The 25054-nt window shown below is 70.9% G+C and carries 30 protein-coding genes; 5 read left to right on the forward strand and 25 right to left on the reverse strand.

What is annotated here, in order from left to right; genetic code table 11:
- Positions 1–178: 178 nt before the first annotated feature.
- Together V7050_RS02265 and V7050_RS02270 are read right to left on the reverse strand one after the other, a co-directional pair.
- Positions 179–775 carry an RNA polymerase sigma factor gene (locus tag V7050_RS02265; RefSeq protein ID WP_324365161.1) on the reverse strand — a complete coding sequence of 199 codons (597 nt, stop codon included), beginning with the start codon at positions 773–775 and terminating at the stop codon, positions 179–181.
- A gap of 53 nt (positions 776–828) precedes the next feature.
- Positions 829–1383 carry a hypothetical protein gene (locus V7050_RS02270; protein WP_324365160.1) on the reverse strand — a complete coding sequence of 185 codons (555 nt, stop codon included), beginning with the start codon at positions 1381–1383 and terminating at the stop codon, positions 829–831.
- A 146-nt stretch (positions 1384–1529) separates the two neighbouring features.
- Between V7050_RS02270 and V7050_RS02275 the strand changes: the two genes are divergently transcribed.
- From V7050_RS02275 to rpmG, 3 genes are all read left to right on the forward strand, one after another.
- Entirely contained in the window at positions 1530–1943 is a 414-nt protein-coding gene (locus V7050_RS02275; protein ID WP_324365159.1) for a DUF983 domain-containing protein, read from the forward strand.
- The gene (locus V7050_RS02280; RefSeq protein WP_442885570.1) at positions 1903–2625 is read left to right on the forward strand and encodes an NUDIX hydrolase; all 723 of its coding nucleotides are present in this window, start codon (positions 1903–1905) and stop codon (positions 2623–2625) included. Before V7050_RS02275 ends, V7050_RS02280 begins: the two co-directional genes overlap by 41 nt.
- A 105-nt stretch (positions 2626–2730) precedes the next feature.
- Positions 2731–2898 (forward strand): 50S ribosomal protein L33, encoded by a 168-nt coding sequence (rpmG, locus tag V7050_RS02285; protein WP_012179442.1) that lies wholly within the window; start codon positions 2731–2733, stop codon positions 2896–2898.
- Positions 2899–3019: 121 nt separating this feature from the next.
- Here rpmG and V7050_RS02290 read toward each other — a convergent pair whose 3' ends face one another.
- From V7050_RS02290 to V7050_RS02300, 3 genes are all read right to left on the reverse strand, one after another.
- Positions 3020–4003 (reverse strand): SGNH/GDSL hydrolase family protein, encoded by a 984-nt coding sequence (locus tag V7050_RS02290; RefSeq protein WP_324365137.1) that lies wholly within the window; start codon positions 4001–4003, stop codon positions 3020–3022.
- Positions 4004–4142: 139 nt separating this feature from the next.
- Entirely contained in the window at positions 4143–4865 is a 723-nt protein-coding gene (locus tag V7050_RS02295; RefSeq protein ID WP_324365135.1) for an LrgB family protein, read from the reverse strand.
- Positions 4862–5215 (reverse strand): CidA/LrgA family protein, encoded by a 354-nt coding sequence (locus V7050_RS02300; protein ID WP_324365133.1) that lies wholly within the window; start codon positions 5213–5215, stop codon positions 4862–4864. The genes V7050_RS02295 and V7050_RS02300 overlap by 4 nt, the downstream gene beginning before the upstream one ends.
- Before the next feature lie 467 nt (positions 5216–5682).
- Here V7050_RS02300 and V7050_RS02305 point away from each other — a divergent pair, with 467 nt between their 5' ends.
- A complete protein-coding gene (locus V7050_RS02305; RefSeq protein ID WP_324365131.1) occupies positions 5683–6483 on the forward strand; it encodes an IclR family transcriptional regulator in 801 nt (266 codons plus the stop codon).
- A gap of 103 nt (positions 6484–6586) precedes the next feature.
- On the opposite strand, the gene bfr is transcribed toward V7050_RS02305, so the two are convergent.
- From bfr to V7050_RS02405, 20 genes are all read right to left on the reverse strand, one after another.
- Entirely contained in the window at positions 6587–7072 is a 486-nt protein-coding gene (gene bfr / locus V7050_RS02310) for a bacterioferritin (RefSeq protein WP_324365129.1), read from the reverse strand.
- Entirely contained in the window at positions 7069–7311 is a 243-nt protein-coding gene (locus V7050_RS02315) for a hypothetical protein (protein ID WP_324365128.1), read from the reverse strand. The genes bfr and V7050_RS02315 overlap by 4 nt, the downstream gene beginning before the upstream one ends.
- A gap of 20 nt (positions 7312–7331) precedes the next feature.
- Entirely contained in the window at positions 7332–8468 is a 1137-nt protein-coding gene (locus V7050_RS02320) for an FAD-dependent monooxygenase (protein WP_324365127.1), read from the reverse strand.
- A 14-nt stretch (positions 8469–8482) separates the two neighbouring features.
- Positions 8483–9082 carry a pentapeptide repeat-containing protein gene (locus tag V7050_RS02325; RefSeq protein WP_324365125.1) on the reverse strand — a complete coding sequence of 200 codons (600 nt, stop codon included), beginning with the start codon at positions 9080–9082 and terminating at the stop codon, positions 8483–8485.
- Entirely contained in the window at positions 9082–9549 is a 468-nt protein-coding gene (locus V7050_RS02330; RefSeq protein ID WP_324365123.1) for a flavodoxin domain-containing protein, read from the reverse strand. The genes V7050_RS02325 and V7050_RS02330 overlap by 1 nt, the downstream gene beginning before the upstream one ends.
- 3 nt (positions 9550–9552) lie before the next feature.
- Positions 9553–10773 (reverse strand): FAD-dependent oxidoreductase, encoded by a 1221-nt coding sequence (locus V7050_RS02335; RefSeq protein WP_324365121.1) that lies wholly within the window; start codon positions 10771–10773, stop codon positions 9553–9555.
- Positions 10773–12254, reverse strand: a complete 1482-nt coding sequence (locus V7050_RS02340) for an aldehyde dehydrogenase (protein ID WP_324365119.1) — start codon at positions 12252–12254, stop codon at positions 10773–10775. The genes V7050_RS02335 and V7050_RS02340 overlap by 1 nt, the downstream gene beginning before the upstream one ends.
- A gap of 28 nt (positions 12255–12282) precedes the next feature.
- Positions 12283–13101, reverse strand: a complete 819-nt coding sequence (locus tag V7050_RS02345) for an aspartate dehydrogenase (RefSeq protein WP_324365117.1) — start codon at positions 13099–13101, stop codon at positions 12283–12285.
- A 4-nt stretch (positions 13102–13105) separates the two neighbouring features.
- Positions 13106–14809, reverse strand: a complete 1704-nt coding sequence (locus V7050_RS02350) for a thiamine pyrophosphate-binding protein (protein ID WP_324365115.1) — start codon at positions 14807–14809, stop codon at positions 13106–13108.
- An 11-nt stretch (positions 14810–14820) separates the two neighbouring features.
- Positions 14821–15609 carry an SDR family oxidoreductase gene (locus V7050_RS02355; RefSeq protein WP_324365113.1) on the reverse strand — a complete coding sequence of 263 codons (789 nt, stop codon included), beginning with the start codon at positions 15607–15609 and terminating at the stop codon, positions 14821–14823.
- Positions 15609–16523, reverse strand: a complete 915-nt coding sequence (locus tag V7050_RS02360) for a VOC family protein (RefSeq protein ID WP_324365111.1) — start codon at positions 16521–16523, stop codon at positions 15609–15611. The genes V7050_RS02355 and V7050_RS02360 overlap by 1 nt, the downstream gene beginning before the upstream one ends.
- 28 nt (positions 16524–16551) lie before the next feature.
- Complete coding sequence (locus V7050_RS02365) at positions 16552–17358, reverse strand: alpha/beta fold hydrolase (protein ID WP_324365109.1); 807 nt, start codon at positions 17356–17358, stop codon at positions 16552–16554.
- A gap of 11 nt (positions 17359–17369) precedes the next feature.
- Positions 17370–18107, reverse strand: a complete 738-nt coding sequence (locus tag V7050_RS02370; protein WP_324365107.1) for an SDR family oxidoreductase — start codon at positions 18105–18107, stop codon at positions 17370–17372.
- Entirely contained in the window at positions 18107–19150 is a 1044-nt protein-coding gene (locus V7050_RS02375; protein WP_324365105.1) for an aromatic ring-hydroxylating dioxygenase subunit alpha, read from the reverse strand. The genes V7050_RS02370 and V7050_RS02375 overlap by 1 nt, the downstream gene beginning before the upstream one ends.
- A 55-nt stretch (positions 19151–19205) precedes the next feature.
- Positions 19206–19760 carry a cupin domain-containing protein gene (locus tag V7050_RS02380; protein WP_324365103.1) on the reverse strand — a complete coding sequence of 185 codons (555 nt, stop codon included), beginning with the start codon at positions 19758–19760 and terminating at the stop codon, positions 19206–19208.
- 47 nt (positions 19761–19807) lie between these two features.
- Positions 19808–20629 carry an ABC transporter permease gene (locus V7050_RS02385; RefSeq protein WP_324365101.1) on the reverse strand — a complete coding sequence of 274 codons (822 nt, stop codon included), beginning with the start codon at positions 20627–20629 and terminating at the stop codon, positions 19808–19810.
- Positions 20626–21597 carry an ABC transporter substrate-binding protein gene (locus tag V7050_RS02390; RefSeq protein ID WP_324365099.1) on the reverse strand — a complete coding sequence of 324 codons (972 nt, stop codon included), beginning with the start codon at positions 21595–21597 and terminating at the stop codon, positions 20626–20628. The genes V7050_RS02385 and V7050_RS02390 overlap by 4 nt, the downstream gene beginning before the upstream one ends.
- 31 nt (positions 21598–21628) lie before the next feature.
- Positions 21629–22399: an ABC transporter ATP-binding protein gene (locus V7050_RS02395; RefSeq protein WP_324365097.1), complete on the reverse strand. Its 771-nt coding sequence runs from the start codon at positions 22397–22399 to the stop codon at positions 21629–21631.
- Entirely contained in the window at positions 22389–22691 is a 303-nt protein-coding gene (locus V7050_RS02400; RefSeq protein ID WP_324365094.1) for a recombinase-like helix-turn-helix domain-containing protein, read from the reverse strand. Before V7050_RS02400 ends, V7050_RS02395 begins: the two co-directional genes overlap by 11 nt.
- Positions 22692–23192: 501 nt before the next feature.
- On the reverse strand, positions 23193–24122 hold the full coding sequence (locus V7050_RS02405; protein WP_324365092.1) for an ABC transporter substrate-binding protein: 930 nt from the start codon (positions 24120–24122) through the stop codon (positions 23193–23195).
- Between the two features lie 106 nt (positions 24123–24228).
- Here V7050_RS02405 and V7050_RS02410 point away from each other — a divergent pair, with 106 nt between their 5' ends.
- Entirely contained in the window at positions 24229–25035 is an 807-nt protein-coding gene (locus V7050_RS02410) for a substrate-binding periplasmic protein (RefSeq protein WP_324365090.1), read from the forward strand.
- The last annotated feature ends 19 nt before the right edge of the window (positions 25036–25054 follow it).

The raw sequence follows: 25054 nt of genomic DNA on the forward strand, positions 1-25054 counted from the left end.
CGCCGGCCGCGGCGCCTGCCGCAGCGGCGCGGCGGCCGGCGCCCGCTCGGCGGCGACCGCGCCGGCATCCGCGAGGATGCGCTCCAGCAGCGCCGGCGGCGGCCCGGCCTCCTCGGCACGCGCGGCGGCGAAGAAGGCGGCCAGGGCGTCCTGCCCGGGATCCTCTCGCGTCATGCTCTCATCCTCCACCTTCGCCATAGGCGTTCGCATAGCCCAGATCCTCGGCCCGGGGTGCCAGCCGGGCGATCAGCGCGCGCCGGCCGCGCGCGACCAGGCTCTCCACCGCCTCCACGCTGGTGCCGAGGATCTCGGCGATCTCGGGATTGGGCCGCTCGTCGAGATGCCGCAGCACCACCGCCAGCCGCTGGCGGTCGGGCAGGTCGGCGAGCGCGGCTTCCAGCGCCGCCGCCCGGTCCCGCGCCGCGATCCGCTCGACGGGCGCCGGCGCCGGGTCGGCCCGGTCCGGCAGCACCGCCATCGTGCGCTCGCGCCGCCGCCGCAGCCGGTCGATGCAGAGATTGCTCGCGACCCGGTAGAGCCAGGTCGTCACCGCCGCCTCGCCCGGCTGCCAGTCCGGGGCGATGCGCCAGAGGCGCAGCATGGTCTCCTGGGTCACGTCCTCGGCCTCGGCCGCGTCGCCCAGCATGCGCCGGGCGAGCGCGTGGATGCGCGGCCCGTGGCGCAGGGTGAGCAGCCGCGCGGCCTCGCGGTCGCCGGCGGCGAATTGCGCCAGCAGGCGGCCATCGGCGGGCTCGGGCGGGCGGGCATCCGTCATCGCTGGGAGTATGAATCGAAACGCCGCCGCCGTCGCCCTCCAATCGCCGCGCCTCAGTTACCCGGCCATCCGCGCGCATCGTCGTCGTAGCCGCCGCGGTCTGCGTGGTTCCGGCGCCCGTGCCGGTCGCCGCGCCGCATCTCGGGCGCCGCGGCTTCGTGCTGGGAGATCGCGCCGTCGCGGTCGGTATCGAACCGGGCGAGCAGCCCGTTGACCTGCCGCGTGGTGAGCGCGGTGACCTCGAAGCGGCCTTCCTCGGTCGCGCCCATCATCGCCAGCAGGCGATCGGCCCGGGCCTCGGAGGGATCCTGCCGGAAGACGTCCATCAGCCCGCCGCGCGGCGCCGGAATCACCGCGATGATCTCGGCGCGTTCGAGGAAGCCGTCGCCGTTCGCGTCGATCTCGCCGACCCGCGCATTCGCCCTCGCCTCGAGTTCGGCACGGCTGAGCGAGCCGTTCGCATCGGTGTCGATCGCGGCGAAATCGAGGCCGCGTCCCGGGCCGTCGCCGGGGCCGGCGCCGAGCCGGTCGTGCGCCAGGGCCGCGCCGCCGATCGCGAGGCCGCCGAGCAGGGTCGCGGCCAGGGCCGCCCGCATGGTCTTCGTCATCGTCTGCTTCCTTGTTTCGATGTCCGTTTCTGACCGAAGGTCGTGAGGTCAAACGCCCGCCGCGCCGGCTTCCGTCGCCGGGCGGCTCACGAAACCGCGAGCGCCGCCGCTCTGTCCTCCTGCGGGCCGAGGGATTATGCTGGGCCATGCCCGAGGGGAATCATCAGGATGGGACGGAAGTGCGCGACCTGCGCCGCGCGCTGTGGTTCGGCTGGTCGCGGCGCTGCGTCGCCTGCGGCGAGGCGCCGCTGATGGAGGATTATCTCGACGTGCGCCGGGTCTGCCCGGCCTGCGGCACCGAGCTCCATCACCATCGGGCCGACGACGGCCCGGCCTGGGCGACGATCCTGATCACCGGGCATCTGCTGGCGCCGCTGATGCTCGTGGTCTTCGTCGCCTTCCGCCCCGAGGGCTGGCAGATGGCCCTGGGCTTCTCGCTGGTCTTCGTGGCGCTCTCGCTCTTCCTGCTGCCCCGGCTCAAGGGCGCCTTCGTCGCGATCCAATGGGCCAAGCGCATGCATGGCTTCGGCGGCGGGGAGCCCGGTGTCCCCGCCCCCTGACGGGCGCGAGCCCGCGCGGATCCGCGACGCGGCCTCGATCGTGCTGGTGCGCCGCTCGGGGCACGCGCCGCAGATCCTGATGGGCCAGCGTGGCGCGGGCGCGGTCTTCATGCCCGAGAAATTCGTCTTTCCCGGCGGCGCGGTCGATGCCGAGGACGCCGCGCTCGCCTTTGGCGCGGCGCTCGAGCCCGAGACCGCGCGCCGGCTCGCCATCGATGCGGCGCCCGGCCTCGGTCCGGCGCTGGCCTGTGCCGCGATCCGGGAGCTCTGGGAGGAGACCGGGCTCAGGCTCGGCGCCGCCGATGCCGCGATGCCCGCGCGCGCCGCGCCGGCCGGCTGGCAGGGGTTCCTCGCCGCGGGCCTCCGGCCCCGGACCGAAGCCCTGCGCTTCTTCTTCCGCGCCGTGACGCCGCCCGGCCGGCCGCGCCGGTTCGACGCGCGTTTCTTCATCGCCGAGGCGACGGCGCTCGTGGGCAGCGACGAGGATTTCTCGGGCGCCTGCGGCGAGCTTCTGCATCTGCAATGGCTCGACATCGCCGCGGCGCGGCGCCTGTCGCTGCCCTTCATCACCGAGCTGGTGCTGGCCGAGATCGAGCTGCGGCTCGCCGGCGGCGAGGCCGGCGAGAGGCCGGTGCCCTATTTCCACCAGTCCGCGGAGGGCCCGCAGTGCCGCATGCTCTGATGCTTGACAGGCGGGGCGAAAGGTCTAGAAGTCCGCCTGGATTCCCGGCCCCTTCGCGCGGGCCGGGCGAGCGCTGTTGCGGGCGACCGCGAGGAAGGAAGAAAGATGGCCAAGCCGACGACGATCAAGATCCGGCTGAACTCCACCGCCGACACCGGTCATTTCTACGTGACCAAGAAGAATGCCCGCACCATGACCGAGAAGATGGTGGTGCGCAAATACGATCCCGTGGCGCGCAAGCATGTCGAATACAAGGAAGGCAAGATCAAGTGATCCCGGCCTGAGCGCCCTCGCGATGTGATCGAACCCCGCCCCCGAGGCGGGGTTTCGCTTTGAAGGGCCCGCCGCCACTGGACCCGCCCGTGCTTCCCGGATGCAACAACCGAAGCCGGTATCACCCCCGGCGGCGGGCGGCGAAGCCGAGCGATGCGAGGCCGCCGAGGAGCAGCAGGGCCGGAAGCGGCAGGGGCACCGGCGCGATCTTCGTGCCGACGAGGCCGGCGATCTCGGAATGCACCACCGAATTGGGATGCACCGGATCGAAGAAGGCCCATTCCTTCGCCTGCTCCGGCGTGCAGATCGAGACGTCCGGGATCAGGCAGGGATCGGTGGCATTGGTGAGCCCGTATTGCCTCGGATTGGCGATGAGATCGTCGAAGGCCGCGTGCATGTCGAGGGTGCCGACCCGCAGGCCGGTGGTCTTGAGCTCGGCGATCCGGTCGGCCAGGGTGGCGTTGAAGGTGTCCGATCCGATCCTGGCGAGGGGGGCGGCCTCGGGACGGAGCAGCGCGAATTGCGGGGTCTTCTCCAGCGCCGGCAGGTTGAAGACCAGGAAGTCCTCGATCCCGAATTCGGCGAGCGCCCTGACGCCCTCGGCCACGGCATTGGCGGCCCGGGCGGCGGTGGCGGCCACGGCGACCGGGTCGGGGTTCGCGGCGATCTGCTGAAAGATGTCGTTGGAGCCGAACCAGAGGCTGGCGATCGGCGCCGTGCCGAGCCTGTCCCGGGAGGCCAGCGCGAAATCCGCGATCTGGTCGGGCAGGTCCGGCACCTGGACGGGCAGGCCCAGGGCGGTGTCGTCGTTGGGCAGGGCATTGGCGAAGGCATAGGCGAAATTCGCGGCGGCGAGCCCCCTGGCGTCGAAATCGGCGGCCAGATATTCCGCCCAGACCGGGCCGTTCGACCGGCGGCCCTCGAAATAGGGCGGGCTCTGGGGGATCGTGTCGCCGGTCGCGGCATAGAGGTTGCCCGGGTCGCTGAGGCTGTCGCCGAACACCCAGAGGCTCGAATAGCGGTTCACGGTGCCGGCCGCGGCCTCGACGGCGGCGCATGTCAGGACGAGGCCGGCGGTCAGCCCCAGGACGAGACGGCGTGCCATGGCGATACCCCGCGATTCGCGTTATGCGTGCGTCGAGCATGCGTCAAAGGCGCGTTCCGAACAATCGGGTTTGATGGCGCGCCGGGGACGCGAGCCCGATCGAGCGGTGTCGATCGCCCCGAGCTGGCGCGCGGGCCGGTCAGAAGAAGAGCGGCGCCAGCAGGAAGACCAGCGCGGTCAGGGCGCCGTTGAGGCCCATGGCGATGCCGGCGAAGGTGCCGGCCTCTTCGGAGACCTGGAAGGCGCGGGCGGTGCCGATTCCGTGGCTCGCGACCCCGACGGCGAAGCCGCGCGCGGCATAGTCGGTGATCTTCAGCGCGTTCATCAGCGGGGTCACGATCACCGAGCCGAGGATGCCGGTCAGCACCACCAGCACCGCCGCGAGCGCCGGAATGCCGCCGATCGATTCGGTCAGCGCCATGGCGATGGGTGCGGTGGTGGATTTCGGGGCCAGCGAGGCCAGGACCGGGGCCGGCGCGCCGAAGGCCCAGGCGATGGTGACCGCCGAGACGATGGCGGTGAGCGAGCCCGCCACGAGGGCGACGCACATCGGCACGAGATTGCGGCGCACCGCGGTGCGGTTGTGCCAGAGCGGCACGGCGAGCGCCACGGTCGCGGGGCCGAGCAGGAAATGCACGAACTGGGCGCCGGCGAAATAATCGCCGTAGGCGGTGCCGGTGGCGGTCAGCAGCGCGATCAGCAGGCCCGCGGCGATCACCACCGGATTGGCGAGCGGGTGCCGGCCGAGCCGCGCGGAGATGGCATCGCCGATCACGAAGGCGACGAGCGTCGCGGTGAGCCAGAGCAGCGGGGTCTCGGAGAGATAGACCCAGATGCGCAGGATGCCGTGGGGCTCGCTCACGGCCGCGCTCCGCTCTGGAATCGCGCCACCGCGCGGAAGGTATAGACCGTGACGATCAGCGTGAGCAGGGTGGAGACCACGAGCGCCATGCCGATCGCCAGCGCGTTGGCGGCGATCAGCCCCGCCTGCTGCATGACGCCCACGGCGGCGGGGACGAAGAGCAGCGAGAGGTTCTTCAGGATCGTGTCGGCGACGGCGTCGAGGCTAGGGCCGGTCCGGCCGGCGACGAGCAGGCCGGCGAAGAAGAGCCCCATGCCGAGCACCGGGCCGGGGAAGGCGAGGTCGGCGGCGCGGACCGCGGCCTCGCCGGCGAGCTGGCAGAGAAAGAGCAGGGTCAGGGCCTGGAGCATGGCGGTTCCCGGGGCGGCGAGGGGTTCGGGCCGCGTCCTAAGCCGCGGCACCGGCCCAGTGCAAGCCCCGGCGAGCCGTCGGGGGCGCTCCGAGCAGGATGTCGTGCTCCCCGAGCCCGGGCGATGCCCGCGATCGCGATCCCGGAATCGGCCGGCCCGTCGCCCTTCGCGTCGCGGGAAGCCGGGCCGCCGGCGAAGCGCTGGTCGCCCGCATGGCCGGCCGCATTCCGCGATCGGCTGCCGGCTGCCGGGCTCCGCGTCGCGGAGGCGCTCCGCCCGCCGTCCACTGCTCCGTCGGCGCAGGAGCGCCGCCATGAAGCGCCGACCCCGGTCTCGCATGGTCGATGCTCGGGAGTCACGGCGCAGACCCTGGAGTCCGTGCGTTGCGAGGTCCTCAAGGGAGTTGCATTGCGGACGGGCTTCGACCAATAGTGGTCTGTTCATATAAGTCATAAGGTGTTCATAAAATGGCAGAAGCATCAGCCTTGCTGGTCGACGACCCGCCCTACGGGGTGCCGCCGGTGGCGCGTGCGTTCACGCTGCTGCGATATGTTGCCGCCGGGAACAGATGTCGCAATACCAGCCAGGCGGCCAAGGCCACGGGGATCAACCGCACGACGCTCATTCGGCTTCTGGCGACGCTGGAGGAGGAGGGAATGATCGAGGCGATACCCGACGACGGGGGGTATCGTCTGGGGACGGGGCTCATCACGCTGGCGGCCGAGGCCTTGCATGGGCGGGACATCGCGCAGGTGTCGCGGCCCTATCTCCTGGAGCTGGTGCGGGAGCTCAATCTTTCGGCGCATCTCGGAATTCTCGAAGGGCGCGAGATCGTCTATCTGGCGCGAGTGACCCCGAATTCGCATCTGGCGAGCAACGTGCGGGAGGGGACGCGGCTGCCGGCGCATGCGACCTCGATCGGGCGGATCCTGCTCGCGGATCTCGCACCGGAGGAGCTCCGGAAGCGCTATGCCGGCGTGCGGCTCGACGCCTACAGCGACAAGACGCGGACCTCGCTCGCGGATCTCGAGAAGCAGCTCCGGGAGGACAAGGCGCTCGGGGTCGCCTGGAGCATGGCGAATTTCGAGCCCGAGATCGGCTCGGGCGCGGCCCTGGTGCGGGACCACCGCGGGCAGGCCGCCGGGGCGATCAACGTGACGGGGCATGCGAGCGCCTTCACGCCCGGAAACCCGCGGCTCCCCGAGATCGAGGCGGCGCTCAAGAAGGCGGCGACGGGGATCTCCGAGGCTCTCGGATTCAAAGGCTGACCCCCGCCTGAGCGCGCGCGCACAAGCGGCCAAGTCTTTGATACGGCTGAAGAACGCCGTCCGCGTTAACCGATTGGAAACGACGGGGCGCGGGGGCGCGAGGTCACTTCGCCTCGTCGGCGGGGGTGGCGTTCAGGAGGCCGTATTCCTCCGCGCCGATCCGGTCGAAGAGATCGATCTGGGTCTCGAGGAAATCGATGTGGCCTTCCTCGTCGTGCATCAGGGTCTCGAAGAGATCCTTGCTGACGTAGTCCTCGGCTTCCTCGGCGACGTCGCGGGCCTCGCGGTAGAGGGCGCGGGCGCGGTATTCGGCCTTGAGGTCGGCGTCGAGCACCTCCCGGACCGACTCGCCGATCATCAGCGGGTCGAGCTTCTGGAGGTTGGGGAAGCCCTCGAGGAACACGATGCGGGCGATGAGCTGGTCGGCGTGCTCCATCTCCTCGATGCTCTCGTCTCTCCACTTCTGCGCCATCGCGCCGAAACCCCAGTTCTGGAGCAATCGGTAGTGCAGCCAGAACTGGCTGACCGCGGTGAGCTCGTGGCGCAGCGCATCGTTCAGGAGGTCGATGACCTTGGGATTGCCCTTCACTTGATCCTCCGCGGATGTGCATCGCCGCGCAGCAAGCCCTCGGCGACGATGACCTCCTGCGCGGTGGCATAGATTCGCAGGGTTAGGAGCGGAGCGCAATCCATGCAGGTCGGAGACTTGCCGAGCGCGCGGTAGACCCGGTTGGGTGTGATCGGCGCGCCCGGATTGCTCCGGTACAACTTGCGGGTTACCTCGCGCAGCTCTTCCTGGCGGATGACGGCGCAGGAGCAGATGATCATACCGTCCTCCCCGGTTCCGGCTACCCTTCGGCGGTTTCGGCCGGCTCGCCCAGCGGGGCGGCCCAGGCGTCGTAGCCATAGACCCAGTCGGCGTTGCCCTGGCCCTTCATCCAGTCGTTGGCGAGCGAGCCGAGCTGGACGCGGGCGGTGCGGTCGCGGCGGGCGTCCTCGTAGCTGCGCAGGGCGGCGGGGACGTCGGCGCGCGTCGCACCCGCGAGCGCGCGGGAGAGCACGACGGCGTCCTCGATCGCCATGCAGGCGCCCTGGGCCATGAAGGGCACCATCGGATGCGCCGCGTCGCCGAGGAGCGTGGCATGGCCCGAAGACCAGCGCGGCATGGGGTCGCGGACGTAGAGCGCGGATTTGGTGACCGAGGCGACGGCGCCGAGAAGCGCGCGAACCTCGGGGTGGAAATCGGCGTAGACCGCGCGCAGCTCGGCGACGTCGCCGGGCAGCGTCCAGCTTTCCTCGCGCCAGTCGTCCTGGGGCGTGGTGGCGAAGATGAAGATCTCCTCGCCGCGGGTCAGCGGGAAGACGACGACCTGCACGTCGGGGCGCGGACCCCACCATTTGGTGAAGCTGTCGAGATTCTCCGCCGCGACCGCGGTGCGCGGGACGACGGCGCGGTAGGAGACGAGGCCGGTGAAGCGCGGATGATCCTCGCCGAAGAGCGACGCGCGCACCGCCGAGTGGATGCCGTCGGCGCCGATGACGAGGTCGAAGCGCTCGCTCGATCCGTCGGCGAAGGTGACGGTGCCGTCGGAGACGGCCGTGACCCTGTGGCCGAGCCGGATCGCGCTTTGCGGCACCCGCGCCTCGAGGGCGCGCAGCAGGTCGCCGCGGTGGATGGTGAGCTGCGGCGCGCCGTATTTGCGCTCCGCCTCGTCGCCCATCGGCAGGCGCGAGGTCTCCTCGCCGCTGTCCCAGGTGCGGCTGATGCGGAAGCGCGGCCGGGCGGCGGTCTCGCGCAGGGTCTCGCCGATGCCGAGCCGGTCGAGCGCGTGCACCGCGTTGGGGGTCAGGTTCACGTCCGCGCCGATGCGGGCGAAGGCGCGGGCCTGCTCGTGGACGGTGACGGAATGGCCGTCCTTCGCGAGGGCGATGGCGGCCGTCAGGCCGCCGACGCCACCGCCGCAGATGCCGATTTCGAGGCCCATGCGAATTCCCCTTTTCAGGCGTAGGTATAGCCGAATGAGAGCGTGAAGCGGTCCGCGGCGAGCGGCGCCGTGCCGAGCCGGGCGCGCCGGATCCACAGGCGGCCGTGGACCTGGATGTCGCTGAAGTCGGTGCCCTCGGCGAAGGCGGTCGAGTCGCACCAGATGCCGCCGAGGTATTCCGCCCCGCGGAAGTCGGCCGGCGCCCCGAAGGCGGCATGGGCGAGCGAGACGTTGCCGTAGGAGACGGTGCCGGCGAAGCTCGCCCCTTGCGCGAAGCGGGCGTGGTCGAAGCGGGCGATGCCGCGGAACTCGGTCTTCGAGAAATCGGCCGGCGCGTCGAAGCTCGCGTCCTCGAAGCGGGCGTCGGTCAGGAACTGCGCGCGGGCGAAGGGGCTCGGGCCCTCGAAGGCGACGCCGCGGAACCAGGCGAGGCCGAGGAAGCGGGCGCCCGTGGCGTCGAGGCCCTCGGGGAAGGTCGCGCCGGAGAAATCCACGCCGGGCATCTCGCGACCCGAGAGGTCGAGCCGCCCCTCGCAGGTGATGCCGGCGAGGTCGACATGCTCGCCGTGCTTCCAGGCGACCGACAGGCGTTCGAGGATCTCGGCGGCGCGCATCAGGCGGCCTCCCCGACGCGGGTGCGGGCGAGCTCGACCACCGAATCGGCCCATTCCATGGCGAGGTCGTCGGCCATGTCGGAGCCGGAGGCGTCGTGGATCACCCGGTCGCCGACCTGGGCGGCGCCGCGGCCCTTCAGCATGTCGGCGATGATCTGGCTGCCGAAATTGTGGGTCTCGTCGTATTCGGTGTCGCCGAGGCCGAAGATCGCGAAATGGATGCCGGCAAGATCCGGCTGCGCCGTCTCCATCGCCTCGGCGAAGGGCTTGGCCGAGGAGGGCAGCTCACCGTCGCCGTAGGTCGAGCAGATCACGAGGTAGAACTGCTCGGGGGCGAAGTCGGATGGCGCGAAGTCCGAGAGGTTGGTGCAGGTGACCGCGTGGTCGCCCTCGAGGTGCGCGGTGACATCTTCGGCCAGCATCTCGGCATTGCCGGTCTCGGTTCCGTATAGGACGGTGATGTTCATGGCTTATCCCTCATTGTTCAGTGCCAGCGCGAGCATGGCCGCGCGGTCGGCGATCTTCCTGCGGCAGCGGTCCGCGGTGGCGGCGGCGAGTTCGGCCGCGTCGATGCGCTTCCAGCCCGCGTAGTCGACGCGGCCGGTGGCGGGGAGGCCGGGCCTGCCGGTCGCGGCGTCGAGGTCGGCGATGACCCGGGCGGCGAGCGCCTGCGCCTCGGCCCGGTTCTCCGGGATGGTGCCGCGCGGGCCGCGGCGGAACCAGCCGGTGGCGTAGAGGCCGTCGTCGAGCACGCCGGCGTCGATGTCGCGCGCATGCTCGAGCAGCGTGCCGCGCGAGAGATTGGCGCAGGTGTCGAAGCCGATGGCGCTGATGAAGGTGTCGCAGGGCAGCACCGTCTCCGCGCCCGCGGCATCGCGGAAGCGCACGGCGGTGACGCGGCCGTCCTTGCCCTCGAAGGCGGTGGGGGTGAGGCCGAAGCGGAAGGTGAGCCTGCGCGGCCCGTGGGCGATGCCGTCGATGGCCGCGAGCGCGTCGAGCTTCTTCTGGCCCGCGGGCTCCTCGGCGGTGCCGGCGCCCTCGATGCGGATCGTCGCATGGGCAAGGTGGTGCAGTTCCTTGACCATGACCGGGTCGAACTTGGCGTGGGACGCGGCCGAGCGGCCGACGACGTCGATGGTCTCGATATGGCCGGCGGTGAGCCAGGCGGTCGGGACCGGCCCCAGGTCGGTGCCGGCGAGCTCGTCGGCGCTCTTGGCGATGAGCCGCACGATGTCGATGGCGACATTGCCGTTGCCCATGACCACGACGTGCCGGCCGAGGGCGGGCAGGGGGTCCGCGTCCGGGTGCTCGTTGAGCGCGCGGGTGACGATGCCGGCGCCGGCGATGCCGGCGAGGTCCTCGCCGGGGATGCCCAGGCGGCGGTCGGTGGCGAGGCCGGCGGCGAGGATGACGGCGTCGTAGGCGGCGCGCAGTTCGTCGAGGCTGATGTCCGCGCCGATGTCGAGGTTGCCGATGAAGCCCGCGCCCTGGCGCTCGAAGAGGCGCTCGAACTGGCGGATGATCGCCTTGGTGCCCTGGTGGTCGGCGGCGACGCCGTAGCGGACGAGGCCGTAGGGCACGGGCAGGCGGTCGATGAGGTCGAGCCTGAGGTCGGGCTTCGCCTTGAGCAGCGCCTGGGCGAGGTAGCAGCCGGAGGGGCCGGAGCCGACGATGGCGACGGATTTCTGCATCAGGCGGCTCCCGCCCAGGCGAGGGGCTTTCCGGTGAGGTCGGTATAGATCGATTTCTGCGCCATATAGGCGCGGATGCCGTCGCGGCCCTTCTCGCGGCCGGTGCCGCTCTCCTTCTCGCCGCCGAAGGGGGTGGAGACGGAGAACTGCTTGTAGGTGTTGATCCAGACGGTGCCGGTCCTGAGCGCCCGGCCGATGCGCCAGGCGCGGGGGAAGTCGCGGGTCCAGATGCCGGAGGCGAGGCCGTAGTCGCTGTCGTTGCCTTGCGCGATCACGTCGGCCTCGTCCTCGAAGGGGAGGACGACGAGCACGGGGCCGAAGACCTCCTCGCGGCAGATGGTGGCGGAATTGTCGACGCCGGCGAGGATCGTCGGCAGGTAGAAGGCGCCCTTGTCGTAGGTCTCGCCCGCCGGGGCGCGGCCCCCGGCCAGCAGCTCGGCGCCTTCGGCGCGGGCGGCGTCGACCATCTTCGCGACCGAGGCGCGGTGGTCGAAATGGACGAGCGGCGCGACCTGGGTCGCGGGGTCGAAGGGGTGGCCGACGCGCAGGCGTTCGGTCGCGGCGGTGAGGCGCTCGACGAAGCTGTCGTAGATCGGGCGCTCGACGAAGAGGCGGGCGCCGGCGATGCAGCTCTGCCCCGAGGAGGAGAAGATGCCGTAGAGCACGCCGGCGATCGCCTGGTCGATGTCGGCGTCGGCGAAGACGATGGTGGGGGACTTGCCGCCGAGCTCGAGCGAGACCGGCATCAGCTTCTCGGCCGCCTTGCGGGCGAGCGCCCGGCCGGTGGAGGTGCCGCCGGTGAAGCTGACCTTGGCGATGTCGGGGTGCTCGACGAGCAGGTTGCCGATCTCGCGCCCGGCGCCGGGCAGCACGGAGAAGAGCCCCTTCGGCAGGCCGGCCTCCTCGACGATGCGGGCGAGTTCGAGGCTGACGAGCGGCGACCAGGAGGCGGGCTTGAGCAGCACCGCATTGCCGGCGGCGAGCGCCGGCGCGACCTTCTGCGCGTCCGAGGCGATCGGCGAGTTCCAGGGCGTGATCGCGGCGACGAGGCCGAGCGGCTCGTGGACCGACATGGTCAGCGCGTCGCCGCGCTGGGTGGTCAGCGCCTCGTCCGCGGTCTCGAGCGCGGCGGCGAAATAGCGGAAGGTGCCGGCGGCGGAGGCGGCGAGCGCGCGGGTCTCCTTCAGCGTCTTGCCGGTGTCCATGGTCTGGATCCGCGCGATCCGGTCGACGTTGGCCTCGATGCCGTCGGCGATCCGGGCGAGGATGCGCGCCCGCTCGTGCGGGCGGAGGTTGCGCCAGGCCGGGTCGGCCTGGGCGGCCTTGGCGCGCTCGATGGCCGCGAGGCCGTCGGCCTCGGAGGCGCCCTTCAGCACCCGGTTGACCGAGCCGTCGGCGGGAAAGATCGAGGTGATCTCCGCGCCGGAGCCGGTGGTCCATTCGCCGGCGACGTAGAGCTTGCCGTCCGGAAGGTCAGTCATCGCTTCTCCCCACATGAACTCTCCTCCCTCAGATGGCGACCGGGCCGAGGCGGTTCCGGATTTCCCGCAGGACGCTGTAGATCGTCGTCGCCGAGGTCTTGGCGTTGCCGGACGACGGCTTGTTCTCGATGCGGATCGTGTAGTTGGCGATCGGCGAGACGACGGAATATTCGTGCACGTTGCCGGGGGCGGAAGGATCCGCCATCAGCTCGACCCGGGTCGCCTCGAAGCCCGCCCCGGCGAGCGCCAGCGTCGCGGCGACATTGGCGTTCTTCGGATAGGCGGCCGCCGCCTCGCGCGCGGTGCCGGTGAAGAAGATCGCCGGCTCGGCGAGCGACGCGAGATCGAGGATCTCGGCCGCCGGCGTGCCGGCCCAGGCGGCGGGCGGCTTGATGCCGCGATAGCGGACCTCGAGCCCGCCCCCGGCGCCGAGCGCCGAGAGGAGGTCGATCGCGCCCACCGCGCCGGCCGGCAGGATCAGGCGTGCGCCGCCCTCGGCCGCCGCCGCCTCAAGCGCGCCCTCGAGCGCCGGGTCGGCGAGCGCGCCGGTCGAGACGAGGACCACGTCGATGCCGGCGCGGAGCACGGCCGGCGCATGCGCCTCGGCCGCGGAATGGCCCGCGCATTCCACGACGAGGTCGGGCCGGTCGGCGAGCAGGCCGGCGGCGTCGGAGACCAGCGCATGGCTCCGCGCCGCCCCCTTGAGCTCGCCGTCGAGGCGGCTGCGGGCTGCATCCGCCGCGCCCGGGCGCACGAGCACGGTCAGGTGATCGAGCGGGGCGCCCTCGGCGATGAGGCCGAGCAGCGCCGTCCCGATGTTGCCGAAGCCGATGAGACCGAGGCGCATGGCGTCAGACCTTGTTCCCGGCGGCGCCGGCGGGCGGGCCGGAGAAGGATTCGGCGAAGGGGCCGATCGCGACCATGTCGACCTCGACGACCTGCGGCCCCTCGGCGGCGAGCGCCGCGTCGAGCGCCGCCGGGAAGTCCTCGACCGAGCGGACGAGGGTATGCGGCATGCCGATGGCGCGGCAGAAGGTCGGGAATTCCGGCACCGCGACCTTGGAGAAATGCCGCCGGCTGTCGTATTGCGCGTCCTGGATGTTCTGGATCACGCCATAGGCCTGGTCGTTCATCAGCACGTAGACCAGCGGCGCGTTCTCGTCGACCGCGGTGATCATCTCCGCCAGCCCGAGCATGGTGCCGCCGTCGCCGAGCAGGGTGATCGCCTTGGGCCCCGAGGAGCCGAGCGCGGCCCCGACGCCCATGGCGACGCCCTGGCCGATGCCGCCGCCGAGCGCATGCACGCCGTGGCGAGGGTCGGCGATGCGCACGTAGCGGTTGCCGAAGGTCGAGTTCGAGATCGTCACGTCGCGCACCCAGGGGTGGCGGCCGGCGGCGACGCGCTCGGTCAGCGCCTCGGCGACGCCGGCATAGGGGCCGAGCACGTTGCGCATCCTCCCCTCCGACTGCACCCGGGTACGGGCGATGTCGAAGGGCAGGTTCGGATCGGTGTCGAGCTTCGGCGGCAGCCGGTCGAGCAGGCGCTGCAGCGTGTCGGCGGCGTCGCCATGGGCGAAGATCTCGACCGGGTAGTTGCGGCCGCCCTGGCCGGCGTCGGCGTCGACCTGGATCAGCGGCCGGGGCAGCGGCATCGCGTTGTTGCGCGTCTCGTTGCCGCGCAGCCGCGAGCCGACCACGATCATCAGGTCCGAGCTCGCGTAGAGCTCGGCGGCTTCGGGCGTCATGTTGAAGGCGCCGAGATTGCCCGGCTCCTCCTCGGAGACGATTGCGCGGCCGTTCGTGGAGGTGACGACGCCGAAGCCGCGCTTGAGCAGTTCCGTCGCCGGCGCCCCGGCGCCGCGCGCGCCGCCGCCGAGCCAGAGCAGCGGCCGGCGCGCCGTCTTCACCAGCTCGGCGATCTCGTCGAGGACGGCGTCGGAGGCGATCGGCCGGGTCGCGCGCGGCGCGTGGATGCGGGTGGCGCCGTGGGCGGTCGACCGCTGCACGTCGACCGGGATCTCGAGGCTGACCGGGCCGGTCGGCGCCGAGAGCGCGGCGGAGACCGCGGCGGTCAGGGCGCCGATGGCGCCGTTCGCGTCCCACATGCGGAAGACCGCCTTGGAGACGCCGCGCAGCATCTCGGGCTGGCGCGGCACGTCGTGGATCGCGGCGCGGTCGCGGTCGGCGAATTCGCGATCGACCTGGGTGGTGATATGCAGGACCGGCGAGCCGGCGGTCAGCGCCTCGGCCTGGGCGCCGGCGGCGTTGCCGGCCGCGGTGCCGGTCGAGGTCATGCAGACCCCGAGGCCGCCGGTGACGCGGGCATAGGCGTCGGCCATGTTCATGGCGCCGGCCTCGCCGCGGGCGGGCACGAAGCGGATCTTGCCCTGGCGCGCCACGGCGTCGAGGATCGGCATGTTGTGGATCGAGATCACGCCGAAGATGGTCGTGACGCCGGTCTCGGCGAGGAAGCGGGCGATGAAGTCGCCGACGGTCTCGGTGCCGGCGGCGGTGTCGCCGGGGGTTTCGGTATCTTCGATGGTCGAGAGAAGCATGGTCTGGTCCCTCAGATATGACGCGCGAGGCCGCCCGAGACGTCGAGCTGGGCGCCGGTGATGTAGCTGGCGGCCCTGGAGCCGAGGAAGGCGATGGCGGCGGCGGCCTCGCTCGGGTCGCCGAGACGGCCGAGCGGGATGCCCTTGCGGGCGGCGAGCTTGCCGTACCATTCGGCGCGGCTCTGGCTCTGGTCCTCGCGCTCGGCGAAGCGGCGGGTCCATTGGCCGGATTCGACCAGGCCGAGCAGCACCGAATTGACCCGGATCTCCGGGGCGAGCTCGACGCTCAGCGATTTCAGCAGGTTCTGCACCCCGGCGCGCGCCGAGGAGGTGCAGACCATATGCGGCTCCGGCTGGTAGGCGAGCAGCGAGTTGACCGCGACGATGGCGCCGCGGCTCTCGCGCAGCAGCGGCAGGAAGGCGCGCGTCGGATGGATCTGGCTGAAGAGCTTCAGCTCGTATTCCTTGCGCCAGTCGTCGTCCTCGGTCTCGGCGAAGGAGGAGACGCGGCCCTGGCCGGCGTTGTTGACGAGGAGGTCGCAGCGGCCGAACCGGTCGCGGACCTCGGCGGCGAAGGCATCGACCGCCGCGCGGTCGAGCACCGAGAGGGCCCGGGCCAGCACGCGCTCCTGGCCGTGGTCCCGGGCGAGGACGCAGGCGACGTCGTTGAGCCGCCCCTCGTTCCGGGCGCAGAAGGCGACCTGCGCCCCGTGCTCGAGCAGGAGCCTGACGGTGGCGAGGCCGATTCCGGAGGATCCGCCGGTGACGACCGCGACCTTTCCCTGATAGCCGTAGTCCATCACCTTGTCCTCAGTTCGGGGAAGCCGGGATCGGGGCGGCCCTGCATCACGGCGCGCTGTGCCGGGGTCGGGGGGCCTGCGGTCATCCAGCGGTCCATCGCCTCGGGGTCGGTGCGCGACCAGACCTTGGCCTCGTGGGTCGTCTCGTCGATCTGCTGCAATTCGGAGGTGAACTCGATGACGAAGCCCGAGGGCGAGACGAAATAGGCGAAGGGGTTGTTGCCCGGCCCGTGGCGGCCGGGGCCCCAGGAGGGGACATGGCCCTTCTGCTTCATCCGGCCGATACCGCGCATGAACTCGTCGAGCGTCGGCATCTCGAAGGCGACGTGGTTGACGGAGGCGTAATTGCCGCGGACCAGCGCGATCGAATGGTGGTCGGTATTGCAGCGCAGGAAGACCATCTGGTCGGCGGAATAATCGGAGGCGCGGAAGCCGAGCACCTCCTCGTAGAACGTCTGCGTGCCGTTCATGTCGGGGGTGTTGAGCACGACATGGCTGACCTTCTTCGGCTTGGCCCAGTCCTTCTGGTCGTCGAGCACGCGCGCCTCGGTGCGGAAGCGCAGGCGGCGGTTGTCGGGGTCGAGCATCTCGAAGCCGTAGCCGCCGGCCCAGTCGTCGAACTCGGCCGGCGCCGAGATCGGCGAATGGCCTTTCGCGATGACCTGGGCGTGCAGCGCGTCCATGGAGGCGCGGTCGGGCATGGCGAAATGGACGTATTCGATGCCGAAGACGGGCCCGTCCTTCAGGCCGTAGAGGAAGGGCTCGGTGCCGGTGCCGCGCAGGAGCGCGACGCCGTCCTCCTTGTGGGAGAGGCTGAGCCCCCACATGTCCTCGTAGAAGGGGAGCGTCGCGGAGACGCCCGGGCCGCGCATCATGATGCCGCGCAGCGATCCGACTCGGACGGGTTCGGTCATGGTTCGCGTCCTCCTTTCTCGTCCCGGCTCAGGCGACCGGCGTTGCTTGGGGGGCCACGGCTCGCGCGAAGGCGAGGGGGGCCTGGGTGTAGAGCGCGTGGCCCGCGGCGGGGACCTCGGTGAGGCGGCCGCGGACCTGGGCGGGGATGGCGGCGTGGAGGGCGCGGGCGCCCTCGGGCGGGGTCACGATGTCCTCCTCGCCGACGATCACGTCGGTGGGGACGGCGAGGCGGGCGGCATCCTCGAGCAGCCGGCCGGAGGCGAGCATGCGCGAGGCCTGGTCGTAGCCGGGGCTCCGGACCTGCGACATGCCGGTCTCGACGGCGGCGACGAGCTGGCGGTTCTCCTCGGGCCGGCAGACCAGCCGCGGGGCGCGGACACGGGCGAATTCCGCCGGCCCGAGCCGGGCGAGGTCGTCGATGCGCGCCTGCGCCGCGGGGCTGAGCGCCCCGCCGGGGGCGACGCCGTGGCCGAGCGCGGGCGAGGCGAGCAGCAGCCGCTCGACGCGCGCCGGGCGGGCGGCGGCGAAGGCGGCGCCCATCAGCGTGCCGAGCGAGTGGCCGACGAGGGTCACGCGGTCGATCCCGAGCCGGTCGAGGAAGGCTTCGAGCGCGTCGGCATAATCGGCGGCGACGGGCCAGTCGGGGCCGAGCGGCGCGGAGGCACCGTAGCCGGGGGCGTTCCAGGCGATCACCTGCCGGTCGGGCGGCAGCAGCGGCAGGAGCTCCGCGAAGGAATCGGCGTTCGAGCCGATGCCGTGCAGCAGGACCAGCGCCGGGCCGCTCCCCGGCCGCGCGCGGTAGTCGATGCCTGCGGAGGTCTGGGCGGTGAACATGCGCGGGGCCCTCAGGCGAAGACGAAGCCGTTGTTGACCGGCAGGAGCTGCCCGGTGAGCGTCAGCGCCCCCTCGGAGAGGAGGAAGGCGATGGTGTCGACGATCTCGCCCGGCGCCTGCGGGCCGGGGACGGCGCGCCCGTCGGAATAGAGCTGGTGGCGGGCCTCGGGGACGTAGTCCGTCGAGGGCGTCGTCAGGATCCCCGGCGCCACCGCGGTCACGCCGACCCGGTCGGGGCCGAGCTCGCGGGCCAGCGAGCGGGTCATGGAGATCACCGCGCCCTTCGAGGCGGTGTAGGAAAGAAGCCGCGGCGCCCCCCAGATCGCGGTGTCGGAGGCGACGTTGACCACGCGGCCCGAGCCCGAGGCGCGCAGGAGCGGTGCGGCGGCGCGGGTCATCAGCCAGGTGCCGCGCACGTTCACGCGCTGCACCCGGTCCCAGCTCTCGATCTCGATCTCCTCGAAGGGGATGCCGCCGATGCCCGTGGCGATCGCGCCGTTGTTGACGAGGCCGTGCAGCCTGCCGCCGGTCGCTTCCCCGACCGCCGCCGCGAGCGCGGCGATCGAGGCCGGGTCGGCGAGGTCGACCGGCGCGAAGGTCGCGCCGAGCGCCTCGGCCGTGGCGCGGCCCTCGTCCTCGGCGATGTCGGCGAGGAAGAGGCGCGCGCCGTGGCCGGCGAGCCCCCGGGCGATCACCGCTCCGAGCCCGCGGCCTGCGCCGGTGACGAGGATGCTGCGACCGTCGAGCATCACTCGGCGGCCTGCGCCTGGGCGAGCTCCGCCTCGACCTGCGACTTGGCGGCACGGGTCAGGATCTGCCGGATCCGGCTGACGCCGAGGTCGTGCTGGTAGAGCATCTCCCGCTTGCGGGCGTCGTCCGGCATGCCCTCGAGAATGACCCGGTCCTGCTCGAGCACCGCCCAGTGGTTCGGCTCGAGCACCGCCCGGTAGAGGAAGCGCCAGCTGTCGCGGGCGACGCCCGAGACCTCGCGCATGCGCCAGAAGAAGACCTTGCAGGTATGCTCGTCCACCGGGAGCGTGAAGCCGATGATCCGCATGAAGCCGCCCGGCCCCGCGGCCGGCGGATAGGGGATGTCGAGGAAGCAGAACATGTCGCCGGCGTGGATCTCGAACTCGGTCCAGTCGAAGTTCTCGCCCACCTGGCCGACGCGGCTGATGTGGAAGCCGTTTTCGGTCTTGTCGAGCTTCATCAGGTCCTGCTTGGAGCCATAGGCCAGCGTGAAGCTCTCCGAATGCAGGTAGCAGCCGTGCATCGGATCGGCGAGGTTGTCGAGCGCGTAGCGGTAGTTGCACTCCCAGACCGAGGTGCAGAGGAAGCCGGTCCAGGCGTCGCTGACCAGCTCCTTCGGCAGCACGAGCGCGGGCGGCTCGGGCTGCTCGACCGAGGGGAAGTAGACGAAGACGGCGTCGTTCGACTCGGTCGTCGCGAAGGACTTGAGCGCCTTGCGGCCCTCGAGCGCGCATTCCGGCATCGCCGGGACCCGGACCACCACGCCCTCGCCGTTGACGATCACGCCGTGGTAGCGGCAGCCGATGTTGCCCTCGTGGACCTCGCCGTAGGAGAGCGGCGCGCCGCGGTGCGGGCAGAAGTCCTCGATGCAGTTGATCTTGCCGGCGGCGTCGCGCCAGAGCACCAGCTTCTGGTTGAGGGCCTTCACGCCGTGCGGACGGGTGCCCTTCACCTCGACCGACTTGGCGACCGGGTACCATTGGCCGAGGAGGCCGGTATTCACCCGCTCTTCGATGAGCGTCTTCTTGTCGATGGCTGTCATGGCTGTCTCCTGCGGCCTCGGGGCTGCGGGGGGCGCCGGGCGCCCCCGGCGCATGTCACTTCTTGTCGCGCTTGATCTGCGAGACGGGGTGGTCGGGCGGATAGGTCGGCGTGACCGGCTTGGGGTTGCCGATGAGCACGCACATCAGCGCCTCCTCGATGCCCTCGTTGCGCAGGCCGCGGTAGAGGCCCGGCGGCACCGAGACCATGTCGCGCTCGGAGAGCACGGTCTCGACCAGCTCGCCCTTGTGCTCGATGAAGAAGCGGACCTTGTGGCCCTTGAGGATGAAGAACACCTCCTCGGCGTCGCGGTGGATGTGCAGCGGGCCCTCGCAGCCGGCCGGCAGCACCATGGTCGAGAAGGTGAAGTTCTCCGCCGGGATCACGTTCTCGTCGTCGGTGATGCCGGTGGCGCCGGTGCCGATGTAGCGCATCTGGGCGCGGCGGTAGATCGGGTCGTAGTCCGCCTGGAACTTGAGCGCGTCCCAGTCCAGCGTGCGGGTCGCGTAGCGGGCGGTCCGGCTCTCGATCCAGTCTCCGAGGCTCTTGCCCTCGGGGATCATCACGTCTTCGGGCTCGATCGACGGGAACTTCTTCGGAACAGCGGACATGGTCGTCTCCTGTGGAACCAAGTGGTTGGGTGGTCGCCGGCCCTGGGTCAGAACTGTGCCTTGGGCAGGTAGTGGAGCAGGCGGGTCTCGGCGCGGACGAGCGCGGAGTAGAGCAGGAAGCCGATGACGGTCAGCAGGATGATCGCGTTGAAGACCATCGCCGCATTCGCCTGGCCGCCGCCGTAGGAGATCAGGAAGCCGAGGCCGGTGTTGCCGCCGACGAGTTCGCCCACCGTGACGCCGATGACCGCGAGGGTCGAGGCGATGCGCAGGCCCGCCATCAGGTTCGGCAGCGTCGAGGGCATCTCGACTTTCAGAAAGATCTGGAACCGCGAGAGGTTGTAGGCCCGCGCCAGGTTCACCAGGTCGCGGTCGACGGTCCGCATCGCCTGCAGCACGTTAACGAGCACCGGGAAGAACACGATCAGCACGGTGACGAGCAGCTTCGGCATGGCGTTGTAGCCGAACCACATGATGAAGAGCGGCGCGAAGGCGACCTTGGGCGCGATCTGCAGCGCCAGGATATAGGGCGAGAGCACCTTCTCCCAGAACTCGGACATGCCGAGCAGGTAGCCGAGCGCCGCGCCGAGGGCGCTGCCGATGGCGAAGCCGAGGATGGTGTAGAGCGCGGTCGAGGCGGTATTGGCGAGCAGGCTCTCGCTCGTCCACATCCGGCCGAACTCGACGATGCAGTCCGAGAGCGTCGGGATGATGTATTTCGGGACCGCCAGGGCCGTGGGCAGGATCTGCCAGGCGACGAGCAGCAGGGCGAGAAGGCTGAGGCTCGCGTAGAGCGCGGCGCGGGACCCGCGGGGGCGGGCCGGGGCGGCGGCGTTCACGGCCGGGGCGGTTGCGGTCGCGCTGCTCATTGCACGAACTCGTTGGTATAGAGGTCCTCGACCGGGATGGCGGTCTGCACGACGCCCTGACCGATGTAGAAGTCCTGCACCGCCTTGATCCGCTCGGGGTCGAAGGTGCCGAGCGGCTGGCCTTCGGCCTCGGGATAGACCTTCGCGGCATAGGCCTCGAGGATCGCCTGTACCTCGGCCTCCTTGCCGGCGTGCTGCGGCACCGCGGCGACGAAGTCCTGCGCGGCCTGGGCCGGGTCGGCCTCGATGTCGCGAACCGCCTGCAGGACGGCGTTGACGAAGCCCTTCACCACCTCGGGCCGCTCGGCGATCGTCGTGTCGGAGGCGATGATCGCCTGGGCCATCGCCGGGAAGACCTCGTCGACGGGCATCTGCTCGACCTCGACGCCGCCGCCCTCGACCGCGGCGATCCACTCCGGCACGCCCGACATCGCGTCGAGATTGCCGGCGATCATCAGCTGGATGGTGCCGCCCGGGCCGACGCCCTGGATGTTCGCCTCGCTCTTGTCGAGGCCGGCGGAGGCGAGCACGCCGAGCAGGTTGTAATAGGTGGTGTCCTGGAAGGAGAGCACGCCGACGTTCTTGCCCTTGAAATCGGCGGGGCCGGTGATGCCGCTGTCCTTGCGCCAGGCCAGCTGGGTCAGGCCGCGGCCGCCGAGCAGCGCCACACCGCGGACCTCGAGGCCGTTGGCGCGGACGATGATCGGCGTGTCGCCGATGCCGCCGCCCATGTCGGCGTTCCCGGCGGCGACCTGGGTCGCGACATCGGCGCCGCCCTTGCCGACCTGGAAGGTCACGTCGAGCCCGGCCTCGTCGAAATAGCCCTTGGCCTTGGCGAGCTGGAAGGGCGCGAAGGCGGGCAGGAAATCCGGGGCCGGGAAGAGGTAGGTGACCTCCTCGGCGGCCTCCGCCGCGGCGGCGAAAGTGATCGCGGCGGCCGCGACGGTGGTTAGGAACAGGCGCTTCATGTCGTCGTCCCCCTCATGGGAATGGCTGTCGTCAGATGGCTTTTTCTTCGAGCTTCAGGTGCCGGAAGATCTGGCCGGCGTATTCGCCGACCTCCGGCATCACCCGCCGCTTCAGGGGGTGGGCGCGGTCGGGCAGCTCGACCTTGATCTCGGTGAGGACCGTGCCCGGCCGCTCGGAGAGGACGAGGATGCGGTCCGACATCAGCACCGCCTCGGAGAGGTCGTGGGTGATGAGCAGCGTGGTCTTGCCGCTTTCGGCGATGGTCGCGGCGAAGCTGTCCTGCAGCAGGAGCTTGGTCTGGGCGTCGAGCGCCGAGAAGGGCTCGTCGAGCAGGATGATCTCGGGGTCGATGGCGAGCGTGCGCGCCAGCGCCGCGCGCTGCCGCATGCCGCCGGAGAGCTGGTAGGGAAAGTGGTTCTCGAAGCCGGCGAGGTGGCAGCGCTTGAGCTCGGCCATCGCCCGCTCGCGCCGCGGTCCGGGGGCGGCGCCGCGCGCCTCGAGCCCGAACTCGATGTTCTTCACGATGTTGCGCCAGGGCAGCAGCAGATCCTTCTGCAGCATGAAGCCGACGTGGTCGTTCGGCCCGGTCACCGGCTGGTCGCTGACCAGCACCTCGCCGGTCGTCGGCTGGTAGAGGCCGGCGGTCATCGACAGCAGGGTCGACTTGCCGCAGCCGGACGGACCGACGACGGAGACGAACTCGCCCTCGTTCACCTTGAAGGTGACGTCCCGGATCGCGGTCAGCACGGCGCCCGAGTTCGTGGTGAACTGCTTGGTGACGCCGCGGAACTCAAGCGCCATAGCCATGCTCCGCATAGGCCGCATCGAGCTCGCCGTTGATCTCCGCCAGCTCGGCGACGAGCAGCGCCTCGGTCCAGTCGGTGCGACCCGATTTCGGCGCCGTGACCCCCTTCGCTGCGAGCGCCTCGGCCACGGCCGCATAGTCGTGCGTGCCCTCGCCGTAGATCGCCATCAGCCCCCTGGCCAGTTCGGCCTCGGCGGGCGTTATCTCTCGGCCGCGGCACTGGTGCGCCAGGGCGGGCCGGCTGGTGTCGCGAGCCCGCTGCGAAAGCCGATCCTTGAAAGCGTCCACCTCGCTGACCTCCTTCAGAGCATGTGTTCACAAATGAACTTAGTGTTCACAACTTATCGCCCACGGACCGGAGGCTTGTCAATCGTTAATTCAGGCGTCGAACGGAGCGCGGGGCGACGCGGGAAAGCGGCGCGCAGCAAGCCCTTGCATTTTCGTGGCAATAGCCGGTGGCTCCGGTTCGGAGACAGGGCGCCGAGTCCCCTCGGTTCGGATGCAGCGCCGCAACGGCGCATGGCCTTTGTCGGGCCGGTGCCATCGGGGGAGGCCGTCGGGACGCCGACGGCACCCGAATCAAGCGACCTGGCAAGGGATCCGCCCCGGCCCGGGACCAGGCGACGGCGCGGCTGCCCGAGCCGGCGGCCGCTCCCGCCCGGGCCGGCAGGAGCAGGCGGCGGCGCGTTCGTCGTAGCCGGTCGCGATGCCTCGCCGCCCGGCCGCCTTGGCCCACCGCGCGCCTGGCCCACCACGTCCTTGGCGGGCCGCCGGCGAAAGGCGCCCCGCTCAGCCGGAGGCGGATCCGAGAATGCCGTCGGCGAGGGCAGCGGTCTCCGGGCCGAGTTCCCAGGAACCGGTCGCGCCGAATTGTGCGACATGGAGCGTGTCGCGCCACCGGCGGTGGTCGCGAAGGAAGCGGAAGGGGGCTTGTATGGGGCAGAAGACCTGATTGGCGAGCACCCACTCGAGTTGTTCCCTCACGATGCCGGGGTCGAGCGCGGGGGAGCGGGCGATCACCGCCCGCACGCCGAGGCCGGGGTCAGCCGCGCAGGCCCGCCACGCCCTGCGCACGACGCGCGAGAGGGTCGCGGCGAGATCCGGTCTCGCCTCGAGGACGCTCGCAAGACAGAGCAAGGCGCCGGTATAGATGTCGAGGCCGTGGTCCGCGAAATAGAGGAACTCGATATCGGAGCTGTCATGGCCGCGCATGCGCATCGCGAACCTGAGGGTCGCATCGAAGCAGGTCGCCGCCAGCACCTCGCGCTCTGCGACCATCCGGTCGCGCTCGGCGGGTGCAACGACACGAAACGCGTAGCGGACGTCCCCGAGGCCATTTCGGGCGAGGAGCAGCGGCAGGAGCCTCGCCGATGTGTCGCCGTCCGGGCCGCAGAGGATGGCGCCGTCGATGTCCTCGAGCGCGAGCGGCACGGCACGGCGATGATAGCCCAGGCTGCAGGGGCTGCGCAGGTAGATGGGCATCAGGGAGCGGATGGGCGCGTCGCCGCTGCGAATTGCCCCTTCGAGGACGGTCGCCACGTCGCCGAAGCCGATCTCCGCATCTCCCGCGAGAAGCGCCCGGCTGACCTGCGAGGAACTGAATCCCTCGACGAACTCGACCTCGAGGCCCGCCTGCCGAAAGAGACCGGCATCGACGGCATGGAGGAACGGCGCGTTCTGCCCCTGGTAGAGGTGATTGAGCTTGAAGCGTAGCCGCATCTGACGCCCTGCGCGGGCCGCCATTGGCCCTTGGCTTTTCCATCGGTTCCGCGGCATATCTCGCGCGGGGCGTTTCGTCACGCAGAACCGCAGCGGGAGGACCGAGATGATCCAACGATTTCTGATGGCGGCCGCCGGCCTGGCGCTTGCCATGGTCGCCGGGGCCGCCGATGCCCAGGACCACCGCGACGCCCTCGTCGAAGACGGCGTGCTGACGGTCGGGACGTCGGGATCGGCCCCGCCCTTCAGCATGACGACGCCGACCGGCGATCTGGCCGGCTTCGACGTCGATGTCGCGACCATGCTCGGTGAGGCGCTGGGCCTCGAGCCGTCCTTCGAGAAGCTGGACTTCGCGGGCCTGCTGCCGGGCCTGACCTCGGGACGCTTCGACATCATCGCCTCGGGGGTGACGCGCACGCCGGAACGGCTGGCCTCGGAGGATTTCATCCTGCTCTCGCCCTACATCGTGAACGGCGTCGCGATCACGCGCCGCGCCGGCGAGGATGAGATCACCGGATGGGACACGGTTTGCGGCAAGGTCATGGGCGCCGTGCGGGGCGGGACCTTCCAGAAGATCGCGCTCGAGGCGCTGCCCGCCGGCTGCGTCACGGAGACGCGCGAATACCCCGGAGCGACCGAGCTCTTCCTCGACCTGCGCAACGGCAGGATCGACTTTGCCGCGCATGACTTCCTGGGTCCGAACTATCTGCTGAAGAACGGGCAGATCTCGGATGTCGTCGTCCTCGACGACCTGCTGGCGACCATCACCCAGAGCGTCGCGGTGAATGCGGGCAACGAGGCGCTCGCCGATGCCATCGATACCCAGTTCGCGGCCTGGCGGGACGACGGGACGCTGCAGGCCCTGATCGAGGAATGGTTCGGCGCATCGATCGACTGGTCGGCCGCGGAATGATCTGAACCCGGGGCGGGCG

The organism is Amaricoccus sp., assembly GCF_036846665.1.
Classification (GTDB): domain Bacteria; phylum Pseudomonadota; class Alphaproteobacteria; order Rhodobacterales; family Rhodobacteraceae; genus Amaricoccus.